The sequence below is a fragment of the Kribbella sp. NPDC051718 genome, assembly GCF_040681515.1.
Lineage (GTDB): Bacteria > Actinomycetota > Actinomycetes > Propionibacteriales > Kribbellaceae > Kribbella.
The window spans coordinates 23,947-40,259 of record NZ_JBFAYZ010000010.1 but is presented as its reverse complement, the minus strand read 5'-3'; the positions used below and the strand labels follow the sequence as shown (position 1 = coordinate 40,259).

General features: G+C 63.2%; 14 protein-coding genes. 8 read left to right on the top strand and 6 right to left on the bottom strand.

The genetic code is table 11. From position 1 onward, the window contains the following. Nucleotides 1-4 precede the first annotated feature (4 nt). The gene (adh, locus tag AB0M15_RS31645) at nt 5-1,528 is read right to left on the bottom strand and encodes an aldehyde dehydrogenase (protein WP_363826174.1); all 1,524 of its coding nucleotides are present in this window, start codon (nt 1,526-1,528) and stop codon (nt 5-7) included. 114 nt (nt 1,529-1,642) lie between these two features. Between adh and AB0M15_RS31640 the strand changes: the two genes are divergently transcribed. Continuing rightward, nucleotides 1,643-3,106: a GAF domain-containing protein gene (locus AB0M15_RS31640; RefSeq protein ID WP_363826171.1), complete on the top strand. Its 1,464-nt coding sequence runs from the start codon at nt 1,643-1,645 to the stop codon at nt 3,104-3,106. 93 nt (nt 3,107-3,199) lie between these two features. Here AB0M15_RS31640 and AB0M15_RS31635 read toward each other — a convergent pair whose 3' ends face one another. After that, nucleotides 3,200-4,213, bottom strand: coding sequence for a LacI family DNA-binding transcriptional regulator (locus tag AB0M15_RS31635; RefSeq protein ID WP_363826168.1), 1,014 nt, complete (start codon nt 4,211-4,213; stop codon nt 3,200-3,202). Nucleotides 4,214-4,361: 148 nt separating this feature from the next. Here AB0M15_RS31635 and AB0M15_RS31630 point away from each other — a divergent pair, with 148 nt between their 5' ends. The 4 genes from AB0M15_RS31630 to AB0M15_RS31615 all read left to right on the top strand — a co-directional run bounded on the left by AB0M15_RS31630 (nt 4,362) and on the right by AB0M15_RS31615 (nt 9,386). Further along, nucleotides 4,362-5,276: an amidohydrolase family protein gene (locus tag AB0M15_RS31630; RefSeq protein ID WP_363826165.1), complete on the top strand. Its 915-nt coding sequence runs from the start codon at nt 4,362-4,364 to the stop codon at nt 5,274-5,276. Beyond that, nucleotides 5,273-5,836: a cysteine dioxygenase family protein gene (locus AB0M15_RS31625; protein WP_363826162.1), complete on the top strand. Its 564-nt coding sequence runs from the start codon at nt 5,273-5,275 to the stop codon at nt 5,834-5,836. Before AB0M15_RS31630 ends, AB0M15_RS31625 begins: the two co-directional genes overlap by 4 nt. 387 nt (nt 5,837-6,223) lie before the next feature. Then, the gene (locus AB0M15_RS31620) at nt 6,224-6,682 is read left to right on the top strand and encodes a hypothetical protein (protein WP_363826159.1); all 459 of its coding nucleotides are present in this window, start codon (nt 6,224-6,226) and stop codon (nt 6,680-6,682) included. 268 nt (nt 6,683-6,950) lie between these two features. Next, complete coding sequence (locus AB0M15_RS31615) at nt 6,951-9,386, top strand: hypothetical protein (RefSeq protein ID WP_363826156.1); 2,436 nt, start codon at nt 6,951-6,953, stop codon at nt 9,384-9,386. 65 nt (nt 9,387-9,451) lie between these two features. Here the strand turns inward: AB0M15_RS31615 and AB0M15_RS31610 are convergent, their stop codons facing one another. From AB0M15_RS31610 to AB0M15_RS31595, 4 genes are all read right to left on the bottom strand, one after another. Then, nucleotides 9,452-10,000, bottom strand: coding sequence for a flavoprotein (locus AB0M15_RS31610; RefSeq protein WP_363826153.1), 549 nt, complete (start codon nt 9,998-10,000; stop codon nt 9,452-9,454). Continuing rightward, nucleotides 9,997-11,220, bottom strand: a complete 1,224-nt coding sequence (locus AB0M15_RS31605) for a helix-turn-helix transcriptional regulator (protein WP_363826150.1) — start codon at nt 11,218-11,220, stop codon at nt 9,997-9,999. The genes AB0M15_RS31610 and AB0M15_RS31605 overlap by 4 nt, the downstream gene beginning before the upstream one ends. A gap of 166 nt (nt 11,221-11,386) precedes the next feature. Beyond that, nucleotides 11,387-11,836 carry a hypothetical protein gene (locus AB0M15_RS31600; RefSeq protein ID WP_363826148.1) on the bottom strand — a complete coding sequence of 150 codons (450 nt, stop codon included), beginning with the start codon at nt 11,834-11,836 and terminating at the stop codon, nt 11,387-11,389. A gap of 497 nt (nt 11,837-12,333) precedes the next feature. Then, nucleotides 12,334-13,113, bottom strand: a complete 780-nt coding sequence (locus tag AB0M15_RS31595) for a GntR family transcriptional regulator (RefSeq protein WP_363826145.1) — start codon at nt 13,111-13,113, stop codon at nt 12,334-12,336. A 419-nt stretch (nt 13,114-13,532) separates the two neighbouring features. Here AB0M15_RS31595 and AB0M15_RS31590 point away from each other — a divergent pair, with 419 nt between their 5' ends. From AB0M15_RS31590 to AB0M15_RS31580, 3 genes are all read left to right on the top strand, one after another. Continuing rightward, nucleotides 13,533-13,712: a hypothetical protein gene (locus AB0M15_RS31590; protein WP_363826143.1), complete on the top strand. Its 180-nt coding sequence runs from the start codon at nt 13,533-13,535 to the stop codon at nt 13,710-13,712. A 153-nt stretch (nt 13,713-13,865) separates the two neighbouring features. Next, nucleotides 13,866-14,129 (top strand): hypothetical protein, encoded by a 264-nt coding sequence (locus AB0M15_RS31585; protein ID WP_363826139.1) that lies wholly within the window; start codon nt 13,866-13,868, stop codon nt 14,127-14,129. A gap of 69 nt (nt 14,130-14,198) precedes the next feature. Next, nucleotides 14,199-16,028 carry an FtsK/SpoIIIE domain-containing protein gene (locus tag AB0M15_RS31580; RefSeq protein WP_363826136.1) on the top strand — a complete coding sequence of 610 codons (1,830 nt, stop codon included), beginning with the start codon at nt 14,199-14,201 and terminating at the stop codon, nt 16,026-16,028. Nucleotides 16,029-16,313: the final 285 nt, after the last annotated feature.

Below are 16,313 nucleotides of genomic sequence, written 5' to 3'. Positions count from 1 at the left end.
ATGTCTAGAAGAAGCCGAGCTTGTTCGGGCTGTAGCTGACCAGCAGGTTCTTGGTCTGCTGGTAGTGGTCGAGCATCATCTTGTGGTTCTCCCGTCCGATGCCCGAGTTCTTGTACCCGCCGAAGGCAGCGTGTGCCGGGTAGGCGTGGTAGCAGTTCGTCCAGACCCGGCCGGCCTGGATCTCGCGGCCGGCCCGGTACGCCGTGTTCATGTCCCGCGACCAGACACCGGCGCCGAGCCCGTACAGGGTGTCGTTGGCGATCTTGATCGCGTCGGCGTAGTCGTCGAACTTGGTCACCGAGACGACCGGCCCGAAGATCTCCTCCTGGAAGATCCGCATCTTGTTGTCGCCCTCGAAGATGGTCGGCTGGACGTAGTACCCGCCGCTCAGGTCGCCGCCGAGGTCGGCCTTCTCGCCACCGGTGATCACCTTGGCGCCCTCGGCCTTGCCGATGTCGATGTACGACAGGATCTTCTCGTACTGGTCGTTGCTGGCCTGCGCGCCCATCATCGTGTCGGTGTCCAGCGGGTTGCCCTGCTTGACCGCCTCGGTGCGCGCCTTCGCATCGGTCAGGAACGAGTCGTAGATGCCGGCCTGGATCAGCGCCCGGGACGGGCAGGTGCAGACCTCGCCCTGGTTCAGCGCGAACATCGTGAAGCCCTCGAGCGCCTTGTCGTAGAAGTCGTCCTTGGAGCTGGCGACGTCGTCGAAGAACAGGTTCGGGCTCTTGCCGCCGAGCTCCAGCGTCACCGGGATGATGTTCTCCGAGGCGTACTGCATGATGAGCCGGCCGGTCGTGGTCTCACCAGTGAACGCGACCTTGGCGACTCTGTTGCTGGAGGCAAGCGGTTTGCCGGCCTCGACGCCGAACCCGTTGACGATGTTCAGCACACCCGGCGGGATCAGGTCGGCGATCAGCTCCATCAGGACGTGGATCGACGCGGGCGTCTGCTCGGCCGGCTTCAGCACGACGGCGTTGCCGGCCGCCAGCGCGGGCGCCAGCTTCCAGGTCGCCATCAAGATCGGGAAGTTCCACGGGATGATCTGGGCGACGACGCCGAGCGGCTCGTGGAAGTGGTACGCGACGGTGTCGTCGTCGACCTGGGAGATCGAGCCCTCCTGCGCGCGCAGCGCGCCGGCGAAGTACCGGAAGTGGTCGACGGCCAGCGGCATGTCCGCGGCCAGCGTCTCGCGGACCGCCTTGCCGTTGTCCCAGGTCTCGGCGACGGCGAGCAGTTCGAGGTTGTCCTCGATCGTGTCGGCGATCTTGTTCAGGATGTTCGCGCGCTCGGCGGCCGACGTCCGGCCCCAGCCTGGTGCCGCGCCGTGGGCGGCATCGAGGGCGGCCTCGACGTCGTCGGAGGTGCCGCGTGCGATCTCGGTGAAGTTCTCACCGGTGACCGGCGTCGGGTTCTCGAAGTACCCGCCCTTGGCCGGCGGTACCCATTCACCGCCGATGAAGTGGTCGTAGCGCGACTTGAACTCGATCGGAGAGCCTTCGCTTCCCGGCGTTGCGTAAACAGTCATACGTCTCCTCCTGCAGAAAAGAGCGGTGGATCGCAAGCTAGGCCGGGCGACGTTGCATCGACGTTGCATAGGGTTGCCCCTTGAATGCGCGCGGCTTCCGGGCGAGGCTGAAGCGTGGACGCCGCGGAGAAGGCGCGCCGGCTCAGTGAGCTGTACGACGAGGTGCTCGGCGGAGGCCCGGTGCCCGCTGACGCGCGCCCGCTGGAGCCGAGGCCGCTGGTCGCCGAGTCCTGGCAACGTTCGCTGGCGGCCTCTGTCGATCCGGAGCTGGACGGACCGCCGCTGGTCCTGCCGGCCGATCTGCTGGAGTCTCTGCGCGAGGACCATCCACTGCAGGCCGTACTACCGATCCTCCGCGCCACGCTGACGACCATCGCGGACGAGGCTTCGCACATCATGATCGTCACCGACGCGCAGGGGCTGATCCTGTGGCGCGAAGGCGCGGCGGACGTCCGGCGGCAGGCCGACCGGATCGCGCTGACCGAGGGTGCGGTGTGGTCGGAGGATGCGATCGGCACCAACGGCATGGGGACCGCGCTGGCCACCGATCAGCCTGTCCAGATCCACTCGGCCGAACACCTGGTACGCCGGATCCACGCCTGGACCTGTGCCGCGGCGCCCGTCCACGACCCCGACACCGGCAAGCTGATCGGCGCGATCGACGTCAGCGGGCCGCTGCGTACGGTCCATCCGGCGATGATGGCCCTGGTGACAGCGGCTGCTCAGCTGGCCGAGGGGCAACTCCGGGTACGGATGGCTGCGGCCGACGAGACGCTGCGGGCGCGCAACATGCGGCACCTGATCGCGCTTGGTGATGCGCCGGGTGCGCTGCTTACTCCGACCGGCCGCGTGCTTGCCGTGCAGCCGCTGGCCTGGCTGCCTGATCGCCTCGATGTCTCCAGCGGAGCCTCCCGCATCGAGCTCGGTGATGGCCGCGAAGCCGTCGTCGAGCAGTTGGACGAGGGCTACCTGTTGCGCATCCCAGGCCCGGTACGCCGACGCCGCCCGCTACTGCGATTGAGGCTGCTGGGCTCGGACCAACCGGTCGCTGTCGTCGGGACTCGCGAGATCGCGCTGACGCTGCGGCGGGCCGAGGTGCTCGCCTTGCTGCTGCTACATCCGGCCGGGCTGACGGCTGAGCAGTTGATGCTGCAGCTGTACGGCGACCAGGGCAATCCGGCGACGGTACGGGCCGAGATGCACCGGTTGCGCAATCTGCTGGGTGGCGGGGTGCTCGACACCAAGCCGTACCGGATCGTCGCGGAGGTGTCGGGTGACGTCACCGATGTACAGGTTGCTCTGCGTCTTGGTGACCTTGCGCGGGCTGTGGAGTTGTATTCCGGGCCGCTGCTTGGGCGGTCGGATGCGCCGGCTCTGCGGGTGGAGCGGGATGAGTTGGATGCGACGCTGCGGCGCGCAGTACTGGATTCGGCTGATGCGGATCTGCTGTGGCGGTTCGCGCAGACGTCGACGGGGGCGGAGGATCTCGAGATCTTCGAGGTACTCGACCGGCAGCTTCCGGCGGGGGACCATCGGCGGCCCGCGGTCGCTGCCCGGTTGGACCGGCTCGCGGGCTGACGCTCGCGTTCAGTATCTGGACAGTGGAGTTTAAGTGCAGTGAACTAGTCTAGTTTCGCTGATGTGACCGTCGTGGGTGACTCAGAGTCGTCGTCACGCCTTAGCTGGCGGGGCGGCGACCGAGCCACGCTCGATCAGGGTCGGTTCGACGGTCGTACGGCGGACCCGGCGGTTGGTGTCGACGGCCGACGTGACGCGGCTCACGACGTCGGCGACCAGGTCGTCGAGCGGCCAGTGGAAGGTGGACAGCGGCGGGCTGAGCAGCTGGGACATCGGCTGGTCGTCGTACCCGAGCAGGGACAGGTCGTCGGGGACGCAGATGCCAAGTTCCTTGCAGGCGGCGTACACGCCGAAGGCCATCGAGTCGGCGAGCGCCAGGATGCCGGTCGGCCGGCGGTCGCCGGTCAGCACCTCCCGGGCGACCTCGGTGGCGCCGGCCAGGTCGTGCGGACAGGGCACGATCCGCACCTTCACCTTCAGTCCGAACGCGATCCGCTGGGCGATCTCCTCGGCCGGCCGCTCCACCTCGAATCGGCGCGACGGGCTCAGTACGACGACGTCGCGGTGTCCCGCGTCGGCCAGCCGGCGCAGCGCGGTACTGACTCCGGTCTCGTTGTCGAACAGCACCTCGGACTTCGCCTTGGCGGCCGGCAGCGCGTCGCCGATCGCGATCACCGGCGCCTGCTGGGCGATCTTGGCCCAGCCCTTGGCGCCCGGATCGATCGGGATCACCACGATCGCGTCGGCGCGATGGTCGACCAGGTGCTGGGCGAGCTGGAGCTGCCGGTCGGCGTCACCGGCCGAGTCGATGATCCAGGCGTTGCGGTCCGGGGCGAGCAATTCGCGGCCGAGCGCGGCGGCCAGCCGTTGCTGCCAGAGGTCCTCGAGCGAGGCGCACAGGACGCCGACCGAGCCGCTGCGGCCGGAGGCGAGCGCGCGGGCCACGGGGTCGGCCTGGTAGCCGAGACGCTCCGCGGCTTCCTGCACCCGCGCTTGCGTCTCCGGCGTTCCTTGCAGACCTCGCAGCGCGTACGAGACGGCGGCCATCGAGAGGCCGGTGTCCGCTGCGATGTCCTTGAGGGTCGGCCTGCGGCCTGTTCCGGACATGCCATCGACCCTAGGGCACGGCGGGGACAAAAACCTGTCGAAGCATGGCCGTTGCTGGAACGGCGCTTGACAGATCAGGCTTTGAAGCGCTTCACTACAGACGTCTTGAAGCGCTTCAAAATCGGTTCGTCGGAGGAGGTGTGGGCTCGTGGGTGATGTGATTGACGTGCACCAGCACCTCTGGCCGGCCGAGTTCGTCGACCGGCTCCGGGCGCGCACTTCGGCGCCGTACCTGGACGGCTGGACGCTCTACACGCCCGGCGAAGCGCCGTACGAGGTGGACCCGGCGGCGCATGCCATCGACAAGCGGGTGGCGGGCGAGCTGGACGCGGGGACGTCGTTGGTCGGGGTCTCGCTGTCGTCGCCGCTCGGGATCGAGCACCTCGGTGATTCTCTGCTGCTGGACGCCTGGCACACCGGCGCTGCTTCGTTGCCTGCGCCCTTCAAAGCCTGGGCTGCCGTCGACCTGTTGGAACCTGACCTGGCTGGGCTGGAAAGCCTTCTGGGCAAGGGTTTCCTAGGTCTTCAGTTGCCCGCCCAAGTGATCGGTACGCCGGCCGGCTGGGCCGCCGTCGGTCCGCTGCTGGCGCTTGCCGAGCGGCTGAACAAGCCGATCCTCGTTCATCCCGGAACGCCTCTGCCGCCAGGTGAAGAGCTGCCCGGGTGGTGGTCGCCGGTGGTCGACTACACGACCCAGCTCCAGGCCGCTTGGTGGGCCTGGCACGCGTTCGGCGGGCGTACGACGTACCCGCTGCTGCGGCTCTGCTTCGTCGCCGCGGCCGGCCTGGCGCCCGTGCACCACGAACGGCTCGCTGCCCGCGGCGGCCGTCTCGGCACCATCGACACCAACCTGTACGTCGACACCTCGAGCTACGGCCCGCAAGGCATCGACGCGGTCGCCCGGGTCCTCGGCATCGACCAGGTCGTCCACGGCACCGACCGGCCGTACGCCGGTGCCGTCGACCTCCGGCAGGGCGACGCCGCAACCGCGGTGATCCAACACAACAACCCGCACCGGCTCCTGTTCGGACCGGTGCCACCTCCTGAGAGGGGAGTGCAGTGACTGCTCAGCCCGTTTCCGACACACCCGTCGTACCCGCGCGCCAGGCCAGCCGGCTCGTGGAGCTCAACGACTGTCTGTCGCTGGACAACCTCCCGGGACGTGATCTCACCCCCGACGAACTGGCCGAACTGGCCGGTGGCCTCGCCGCCCAGCCGCACCTGTGGGAGGACAAGGTCGCCTACAGCGACGACGAACGAGTCTTCGCCTCCCTCCACCGCGACGCCAACGTCGACGTCTGGCTGATCTGCTGGACCCCCGTCAACGACACCGGCTGGCACGACCACGACGTCTCCTCCGGCGCGGTGGCGGTAGCCCGCGGCGAACTGGTCGAACACAACCTCGCCATCGGCACCGAACCCATCGAAACCACCATCGAAGCCGGCGACGTCTACGGCTTCGGCCCCGAACACATCCACCGAGTAGTCGGCTCCGCCAAAGGCAGCGTCACAGTCCACGCGTACAGCCCGCCACTTTGGCGGATGGGCCAATACTCAGTAAAAGAAGGCGTCCTCCGCCGAGTCTCAGTCTCCTACGCCGACGAACTCCGCCCCCTCGACTGACCCACTCTCAAACCAAGGCGCTCCTTCACCGAGAACTAGGTCAAGGAGCGCCTTGTCGTGCTGACGGATCGACGCCGGACGCAGAGCAAGTACAAGAGCAAGGCGAAGATAGTTCCGTGGCGCAGGTCGGCTGTAGCCATCCGTTGGTTACGGGCAGCCGGGTTGTGGCTGCGAGCCAACTGTGGGCGATCCCGACGCTCACAAAAGCTGTCCAGAGCCGTGGAAGTGCGCGTTGCCGGCCAAATGCCGAAGGGCATCGAGGTGCTCGGCGACGGGGGGCAGTCGAGGACATGCGGCAAGGCGTCCGGCCGGTGGGCTGGGCGCTTGGTGTTGGGAGATTGGAGCGGCCGGAGCCGTGGTTCGGTGGGCTATGGGCCGGTGGAGGGGGTGCCGGTTTCGCCCCAGGGGTTGAGGGTGGTGGCGTACTCGGGGGTGAGCCAGGACATGCCTGCGGCCGCTGGGGACATCGCCGCGGAGACGGCTGGGGAGAAGGGCGTCGCGCCGTGGGGCGATCGTGGGTGGTCGGAGTCGGGGAAGGTTCTGTCGGCAGAGCAGGCTGGTGCCGATTCCGCCGCGGAGGCCGTGGCCGTCCAGGCTCCGGCCCCCGCGGAAGTCGAGGAGCCAGGGCCGGAGCCGGGGCCGGGGGCGGAGCCGGGGGCGTTGAGGCTCGTTGTGGTCAGGGGGAGCTGGGGTAGCCAGGTGTTTGGGTTGGCTGGTGTGGGGATGGTCCAGTGGGGGCGGGTGATGCGGACGGCGCCGTTGGTGATGGTGATGGACCAGTGGCCGGCGTGGACTGCGCGGTGGTGGGCGGCGCAGAGCAATGCGAGGTTGCTTGTTCATCGCTAGTTGGTAACGAGAAGGTAACCATGCGGCTGGCCTGATCTCACCACTCCCCTGGCGATGGGGGCAGTCGCCGCGCAGCCTCGCATGAACTGCTGTGGACCGTTGTCACACACAGGCAGCCCGTGCAGGATAGGCCGAGAACACACGCAAAGATCACTTTAGATGACCAGCGGGGGGCCTTGATGTCGAACATCGGGCGTCAACTGAATTCGGTGAGGCAGATACTGGAGGACGATTCCGTGCTGCCAGCAACTGCAGGCAGGTGGGCCGCGTGAAAGGTGATGCCGACTATAGGAACATCACCGCGACCGTACGAACACCTCGATGTGCCATTCTCATCAACGAAAACAGCAAATATTGGAAGACTGCCGCGGACTCAGCCATCAGGCACAGCTCCGAGATCTGGGGAGGCAGATATTTCCTCCTTATACCCACCGATGGTCATCGAATCGAAGAGACATTTTGGGAGCTGCTCGAAGCGCATAGCCCAGACTTCATTGCTGAGTACCGACTCACTTTTGCGGATATGCAGCATGCTGAACCTGACTTGTACGCGGCTCGCAAGGAGGAGTATCGAATAGCCTATGAGCGAGAAAACTTCTCGTTCCCCGACTTTGAAGACTGGTTCCGCCAGGCCTCTATTGCTACTCCAATAGACCAACTAAGTATCAGCGCCGAACTCACCGATCAGCTAATCAACCGTCTCAGCCCGTTCCAATTTGGCGGCCGGGCCGTACAGCATATTCTCAACTACCGACTAGGCTTCCGATTTCCTTTTACGCGCATGTCCGCAATACTGCCATTCGCACGCGCGCCTATCGTAAATATTGTTCTGCCCAAGGTTCCGGAGGATCGTACGGTTGCACTAATGGTGCACTCGGAAACCGGAATTGCAAGTGAATCTTACGTAAACACTCTGGAAACCCTAAATATCCGCTCAACGGTCGTGCCAGATGATTTTAGTGAGTGGATGTTCGCTGAGCGCGCTCTCGGTCGAGAGCCTTGGACCACTTTACCGGATGATGGAGGATGGGACCTTCCGCCCGATTATCCTCGACCAACCCCATTTGGGATAAGTGGCTTACATCTCGGCAGATACTATCGCACCGACAAGCATATGGAATACGCGGAGCCGATTATCACCATACTCGGAGACACTGTCGCCGACTTCTGTTTATACTATTCGCTATCGCGTTTGCATGATGATGTGCACTGGCTACCCCTTGAATTGCTCTCCGGAGCATATAAAAGCATGACCGAACGCCGTCGCAGGTTCAAAGCGGAAGGCGCACCAATCGAGGTCACACCAGCGCAACGCTTTGGGACGTTTCTGGTCAATCATCTTCTGAGAAAGCTTTCCTTCCACAGCGATGGAGAGAAGCGCTTTGAGCTCTACAGCATGAGTTTAAGTACTCATCAGATCAGAGCACGGAAGAGGCAGGTGTTAGATCTGAGCTACCTTGCTGGCGATGAGTACGGCTCGCGAGTCGTCTGCAAAGAAATCGCTGACCTGCCAACAGAGTGCATCGGATTCGTGATCGAAGAAAACAACTACGTCACATTTCAGAGCGCGGTCTTCATCGAAGGAGTAAGCGTCAGCCCTGTCGATACGCCGAAACCGAAGAATTTCACAAAAATCAATGTCCCGGAGCACAATTGGTTAACATCATTGACCGTTGAGAACTTCAAGCCACCATCGCTCCCATCTCTAGGCGCACAGATAATAAAAATTGGTGGGCTTGCGCCCGATCTCCGGGTTGCAAATGATGGCCTTGTCTACCCATGCCCGAGTGTCGGGTATTTTGGCGGCGATGCTGACGTCGTTACAGTCCGCCCAAAATTGGCGTTGCTCGACGAAATGACCATCCTTGCCAGCTACTTCAAAGATGCCGGCATCACCATCAAATATTCAGACAAAGGGAACTACTTTCTCGATACCGTCAGGCGCTTTGGTGGCCTAACGCAGGCCGGAGAATTCATCAAGGCAGTCAAGACTCGCGGGATAATATATGACTTTGTAAGGAAGAGAAAGAATGCTGATGGTAGCGCTGTGCATCTCGACACGGATCAGCGAACCTATTTGTCCTTCAAGGCCATAAGCCTACACGTCGGGGACGATAGTGAAACATCCGAGCTCATCGATAGACTGATCGGTAAAGAAGTCATAGAGCGCGGCGTAATACTTCAATGCGAACGTTGCCGCCTATCGTCGTGGTACAGCCTCGGCGTCCTCACCGCAGAATTCAGATGCAACCGGTGCGCCTTAAACCAACAGTTCACACGATCGCATTGGAAGAAGCCACACGAACCACAGTGGTACTACAAGCTCGCTGAGACAGTGCATCAATGTTTCGTACACAATTCGCATTTAACAATCCAGGTCTTGCACAGGCTGCAGCAAGACTCCAAGGAGGCGCTGCATTTTACGCCGGAGATCGACCTCATAGGTTACCCGCCAGGGAGCAAGAGTGAGATAGACCTAGCTTGCGTGATGGATGGAGAGATCATCTTGGGGGAATGTAAGACCGAAACCCTCCGCCCATCGCATGTCGAAAAATATGTCGCCCTCGCAAGTAGGCTACGAAAGCGCCCGGATAGGATCATCTTTGCGACGGACTCCGAGAAAATCAGCGGCGAGTTCCGGGATAAGATTAAGGGAATACCTGGAATGGAAGTATTAGCATTTGCGGACCTCTTCGACTCGTGAGGTCCGATCTGTTGAACGCGAGGAGGACATTCTCGTCTGGTATCCCCGCTCAGGCGGTCTGATCATTACTCAGCGCCGTCCGAAGACTCTGCAGCCCTGAGGGCTAGGCCCCATGGGAAACGTGCGAGAGCGGAGTCACCTGTGCGCGGCTGATGAGGTTCGAACTCTCCGGGCCCGAAGAGCACGCGCACCCCTGAGGCGCGCAGGCTTTCTATGCTGCGGATAAAGACCGCGTTCGCCGCCAGTGCTTGATTGACAAAGGGAAGCGCTACAATTCTGACCCGGGCACCCGTCAATTCGGCAAGTTGCGAAAGGACGTAGTTATCAGCGATTCCTGCCGCCCATTTGTTCAAGGTGTTGTAGGTCGCGGGCGCAACCACTACAGCGTCAGGGGGCGGAGTTGAACTATCACCAGGCTTTCGGTATGTCGTTCGCACATCATGGCCTGTTAGAGAGGCCAGCTCGCCCGTATCGAGAAAGTGTTCGATAGCGCTACTGGTAGCAACGCAGTAGACGTCCCAATTATCGCGTTGCGCGATGTCAACCAGTTGTCGAATCTGTGTGGCCGGCCCAGCGCCACAGATGAACAGGTGCAGTACTCGATTGGCGCTCATGCCTCCACGCCTGACCTAGTCGCCATCTGCTGCACTGATCGGCTGAGGCTGCCGGTCGTGTTGGTGAGAAGTGCGCGGAGCAAGCCGTGTGCCAGTGGGCGGCACCGCACCTCCTGAGGTGCCAGCCGTTCGGCTTCAGTCAGAGCGGCCACGGCCTTTTGGTAGGTGCCGGTATACGTGTAGGCAGTCGTGAGGTCTAGTAGATAGTTCGAGCGGCGTTCCGGTGGGAGTGTGGCGATGATCGCTGGGTCAAGGCCTGCGACGTACTCCAACGCTCGGCCACTCTCGTGGAGCCGATTTAGGACTGCGAAGCGATGCGCTGCAACATTTGCGGGTCCAAATACGGTGTAGTGCGATCGGTGTTCCATGCTGAGACGTGAAACGACGCCTTCGGCCTCTTCGTGCATCAGAAGTGCGGTTGAGTGGTCCTCAATCCCGGCGGCAGCGATCGATGCTGCGAGGAACAGCATCCCGAATAATGGGATCTGGTCATCGTCTTGTCTAGATAGGTTGGGTCGCATTCGATCCGCCATGTTCGTCAACGCGACAATGGCATCGGACTCTTGTCCCGCGCTGGTCATCGCTCGTGCAACGCTCCGAGTCGCTCGCGCAAGAGCTACCGTGTCGCTAGAGGGAAGGGCGACTTGCATTGCGCGATCAGCGGCTAGCCAAGCTATCTGATTCGCTTCGAACTTCAGCAGCATCGAGGATGCGAGTCGGTAGGTCATGACCAGGGACCGGCGCGCCGTTCTAGACTCGTCTTCAGAAGTGACAATGGCCGTGAGAACCTGAGCGTCGTTAATCAGCTTGGGAAGATGCTGAGCAATCGCCGTAAAGTTCGACGAGATCCAGGCTTGGCCTAGGTAGTCCAATTGCTGCGTTACCTTCGCCACTGTCGGCGGCTTAGTCGTAGCGGAAGTCAAGGATAGTGAGGGGTATCGGCCGAGCGCCGATCGGATCTCCTGAACCTCTACGGCGTCGACGCAGTCTGATGCTCGGCGCGCCGCCGGACCATCGGTGAGGACCTCGGGCGTAATACTTAGAGCGTCAGCAACTCTCTCGAGCATCGGCAGGCGTAGCAGGTTCCGTTCGCCCTTCTCAACCTTGTCTAGCCAAGAAGTCGATCGCCCCACCATGTCGCCAAAGCGCTTCCGATCGATGCCGCGACGCTGACGCCAGTACCGCACCCGCTCGCCGATCGCTCGCGCCTGCTCTTCCATACCTCGCGTCCCGTCTGTCGACCGATCCCCGCTCTGAGGGGAGCTAGCTCTCAGTCACACATTTTGTGCGACCAGTGTGCCTCGACCCTGCGTAGGTTCGCCACACGTAGCCCGGCAATGCGGCTACATGGTCCGAATCACCTAGGCCGAACTGCGAGGCCAGAGCCTATGGCGGTAGACAATCACTAACGGGGTAGCCATGGAAGTTAAGAGAGCGGACAGACTGTTTGTCGCCGCCTACTTGCGTGAACACATCCTCATGACGGCGAGTGAGATGGCTCAGGCTCAGCGGGGATTGATTGATTTCGCTGAGCGGCGCGGACTGATTCTCAACGAGATATTCATTGAGAAACTTGAGTCCGCACCGGAGGCGTTTGAGAAGCTCGCGGATCGTCTCTGTGCGCCAGGTCAGAGGATTGTGATCCTTCCTGGCACTCATCATCTGGCCGGACTGGGCGATCATCCGGTAGCTGTGCTCAAAGCCTTCGCGGTGGATCGGGTGCAGGTTCTCATTGCTGACCATATTGAGTAGGCCCGTCAGGGTGGTCGGTGAGCGGCCGTCGTTCTCCTGCCCGATCACCCTGGCGTTCGGTGGGGCGCGGTGTGGCGAGTCCATTCCGTCTTCCTCAGGCGGGAAAGTGAACCACACTCCGCGCCCCGCCGTTTCCAAGCTGGGCAGTCCCTCGCCGGGCGGTTCTAGAGGGACTGCCCGCTGTTCATACCGAAACAGGGTGGCTCTGTGAGTAGAACCAGAAATGTCCGACGCAAGCGGCTGCGCCGCTGGGAACTGAGGTATTGGGCCATTGCGCGGCGGAACGGAATGGGGCCGGACGGGCACGATCCCAGGAAGGTCTCCTACGTCGAGCCTCATTGCGTAATAGCCTACGCGGCATCTGGCTCTGTGAGCGGCAAGCCGACTACGCGCCAGTGGAAGGCGGCCGAGCGTCGCATCCGGAACAGGAGGTGCCGCCGTTCCCGCGTAAAGGGCATGTCAACCGAATAGGTTTTATCAAGGACGATCAGCCCGTGACCGCAACTCACGGAACACCTATCCACTCCCGAGGGGGGTAGGTGTTCCGTGTGCGTGGTCACGGGCTTTTCTGCTACCTGACGCTAGCCGCCGGGCCGGTAGTGCAGCTGGGTGTCTTCGCCGCTACGGCGTGTTTCCTGCATCACGATCGGCTTTCCATCGTGGGTGGCGATTCGCCGCGTGACGAGCATCGGGAACCCGTGGGGGATGCGCAGTGAGTGCATGTCTTCGGGTGTGGGGTTGCGGGCGCTAACGTAGTCGTTGAATTCGAGATTCATGCCACCGTCGCGGGCCGTCTTGTAGATCTGCCGTGCGGAGATGTACGGGCTGTCTGCGAGCTTGCGGAGTTCGTCGGTGACGAAGGCAGGGAGGTAGGTGCGAACGAAAATTCGGGTGCCTGCCTCGTTCTCCAGCACGCGGTCGGAGGCGTAGAAGACGCTGCCTTGCGAGACGCCGAAGGCGAGCGCTAGCGGGGCTTCGGCGTTGGTCTCGTATTTGGTCGGCGGCTCGATTTCACGCCATTCGTTCGCGGTGGATTCACTGTCGACATAGTTGCCGTCTCCATCAATGGTGATGGTTCGCGGGTATGTCCGCGCCGGCCAATCACCAGAGCGGCGCACAAACACGCCTTTACCCTGAATAGACTGAACAAGCCCTTCTGACCTCAGGATTTCCAGCGCCCGGCGAACTGTATTGCGGGATACGTCGTATTCATCCATCAAGTGCCGCTCCGATGGCAGCACGGCGGCCGGGGCAAGCTGACCACTGGAGATCTGATCACGGAGTGTCGCGGCGACCTGGTCGGCGAAGTTCTCGGTCTTGGGTCGATCCCCGGCCTTGCCGGTGGCGGTACTGGCGTTCACGAGATAGCTCCCTTGCGTAGAAGTCGCACACCTGCAAAGTTGCCTGGCCCGATCCGTTGAGCAGGGCAAGCGAAACTGCCGGATGCCTGTGCACCCACTTATCAGAATAAGTGGTTGCACAAGCAGTGTCCAGCGGTTACGCTCAGTTCACTTGTTCGAACAAGCGGTTGAACAAGTTAGATGTCAGTCGATTGTGGAGGTGATGGCCAATTGCGATACGGCGGCGGTAGTGCCCTGAGCCGGACGAAATGCGCGTGTGGAGCGCGCAAAGTCAAGGGTCGGGAAAGTTGCCGCAAGTGTGCGACGCGGTATCGGTGGGACCGCCGCAAGTCGCGCAATGAGGGATTCCGCTAGCGAATCATCGCGGCCGGTTTCCCTGGTCCCTGCGTTTGTCTCACATTGAAGGGAGGTGATGTCACTTGTCGTTCACGACTTCGATGCTGTTTCTCACGTTCGTCGCAACTGTCGTTTTGATCCGGGCGTTTGGTCTGCGATTCCTGCACGCGATGATCGCAATGCTGTTCGGCTACTACCTGGCTGACAGCCAGTTCGCGGCAACGATCGCGAACTTCGTCGCGAGCATTCCCGGCGTCAAGTAAACGCGGCCGCGGGGCCGGCCGTTGTTCAAAAACGTTCAATCAGAGAAAGGAGTACTGCCTATGAGTCAACCAATCGTGCTTGTCTGATGTTTGGTGGTGAATACTCTGAATGACTATGTAAATACTGGTCCATCTGTAGTTGAGTTGGTTGAGATGCGCGCCCGATACGAGGCGATATTGCGCGCGATCACCTACAACGGTTTTGTTGGCGCGGCCATCATGAGTTCTCGTGACGTTCCGGTACTGGTGGCCGAGATCAACCGGTTGGCGCTTCGATACGCCGACCTTGTGGCAGCGTGCCGCGCGGGGCTAATAGCTGAAATGGAAGGCGACCCGGCCGCGTGGGACTACGTGGCCGACGAGCTGCCCCCGGCACCGGCAGGCCACCCCCTGTGGCGGCGGGGTGGTGATGTCTAGATGAGTCGGCACTCTCGTGCTGGCTTTCGTGGTGGTCACGGCTACGGCCGTGGCCGCCACGGTCAGCAAATGGTGATCTACACCGGCCGTCCCGAAGGCGGCATCTACGACATGGCCTATGCGTTCGGCAGCCTGTTCGGGGTGTTCTTCCGGTACCGGTCCGAACTCGCTCCCGCCTACTGGTGGGCAGGGTGCCTGCTGGTCGGGGCATGGGCTCACGCCGCCCACCCCGGCGCATGGTTCCTGCCGGTTATTACCGGGGTCGCCGGGCTCGGCGTCTTGGCGGTGCCTCCCCATGCCGTGCTGGCCCGCTGGCCGCTTCTGGGCCGGTGGCGGGTCAGGTTGTGGGCTGCGGGGTTCACGATCGCTGTCGCGGGCTTTCTCGGGCTCGCGACCGCCCACGGCGCTACTGCAGGGGAACTGCCGACGTACGGGTTCCTGTTGGCGGGAGGGCTCGGGCTGCCGTGGTGGTGGCGCGAGGACCGGCGACGTCTGTCCAAGGTCCGGCTGATCCGTGAACGGTTCCCCGACACGGCCGAGTCGGCCGGTCTGGCCGGGGCACGGATGCTGTCGGCCGTGGTCGGGAAGTGGGGCTGGACGGCACGGCTGAGACTGCGACGCGGGCAGCACTACGCCGACGCTGTGACCGCGCTGCCAGCACTCGAATCCGCACTCGGTGCCCGCGTCGGGTCACTGCGGGTCGAAGCGGTCAGTTCGGACGCGGCCGAGGTCGTATTGCGTCTGGTCGAGACCGACCCTCACGCCGAGCCGATCCCGTGGGTTGCCCGGCCGGGGAAACGCCCGGCATCGATCAAAGACCCGTTCACGGTCGGCGTGTGGGAAGACGGCACCGATGTTTCGGCGTCGATGCTACGCAAGCACGTGCTGATCGGTGGCGCGACGGACTCGGGCAAGTCCGGCCTGCTCAACGTCATCCTCGGACGACTGGCCGAGTGCAGCGACGCCATCGTGTGGGGAATCGACCTGAAGGAAGGGATGGAACTCGCCCCCTGGGCGAAGGTCTTGAACCTGCTCGCGACCAACAACGACCAAGCCGCCGGCCTGCTCCGCGCCGGAGTCGCGGAGCTTGAACGACGCGCCGCATTCCTTGCAGAGCAAGGGATTCGGGAGTGGACCCCGACATCCAGCGCGCCCGCGCTGGTGATCATGATCGACGAGTACGCCGAGCTGTCACCGGCCGCGCGGAAACTGGCCGACTCGATCGCCCGGCGTGGCCGGGCCGTGGCCGTGACTTTGCTGGTGGCCACCCAACGGCCGACCCAGAAGACGATGGGAGACGGGTCGGCCATCCGGTCGCAGATGAACATCCGGTTCTGCCTGCGGGTGGTCGAGCGCGGCGACGTCGACCTGATTCTCGGAGCCGGTTCACTCACGGCCGGTTGGGACACGACCGGGTTCGATGCCCCCGGCAAATTCCTGATGCGAGCACCCGGCCACGACACCCCACGCCGGGCCCGCGCCCAGTGGATCAACAACGGCGACGTGCGGGCCACCGCGAACCGCAACGCACGCCCCGACCACCACGACCCCAACCGACCGCAAGACACGACAGGAGACGACACCGACCCCGACCCGGCGCAGAACACGGCGGACGCCACCAACGGCGCTCAGAACGGCTCCCAGACGCCCGCCACGGCATCCGTGGTCTCGGGACCGGACGTGGCTCTGTGGGAGGCCTTGAAGCAAGCCCCGCCGACTGGGGCAGCAATCGCGGAGCTGATGACCGCGACCGGCCAAAGCAAAACCGCTCTCTACCGGCGACTGCAAGCCCTGCGCACCCAAGGCAGAGCCGACCAGGTCAGTCGGGGCCGGTGGCGCGCCACACCTCGCCCCCACAACCCTCGCGACCCCGGCACCTACACCCCGGCGCACCCCTGAAAGGTGACCATCCGTAGTCGTCCCGGCATCGTCCCATCGTCCCGAAATCCCAGTCTCGCCCGCACGTTAGGGCACACATCCAACCGCATCGGGACAAGCGAACTCGCATCCGCAGTGATGACCCACAGTGACTGAAAGGCAGTGAAGTCGGCCGGGGTGACGAATGGGGGTTACGACACCCCGGCCCGTCCCGCGCGAGCCGGAGTGGCCCGGCCCATGAATGCGCGCAACAGCCCACAACCTACCCACGGAGGTGAGCCACCACGACCCAACCGAAGCGACCCG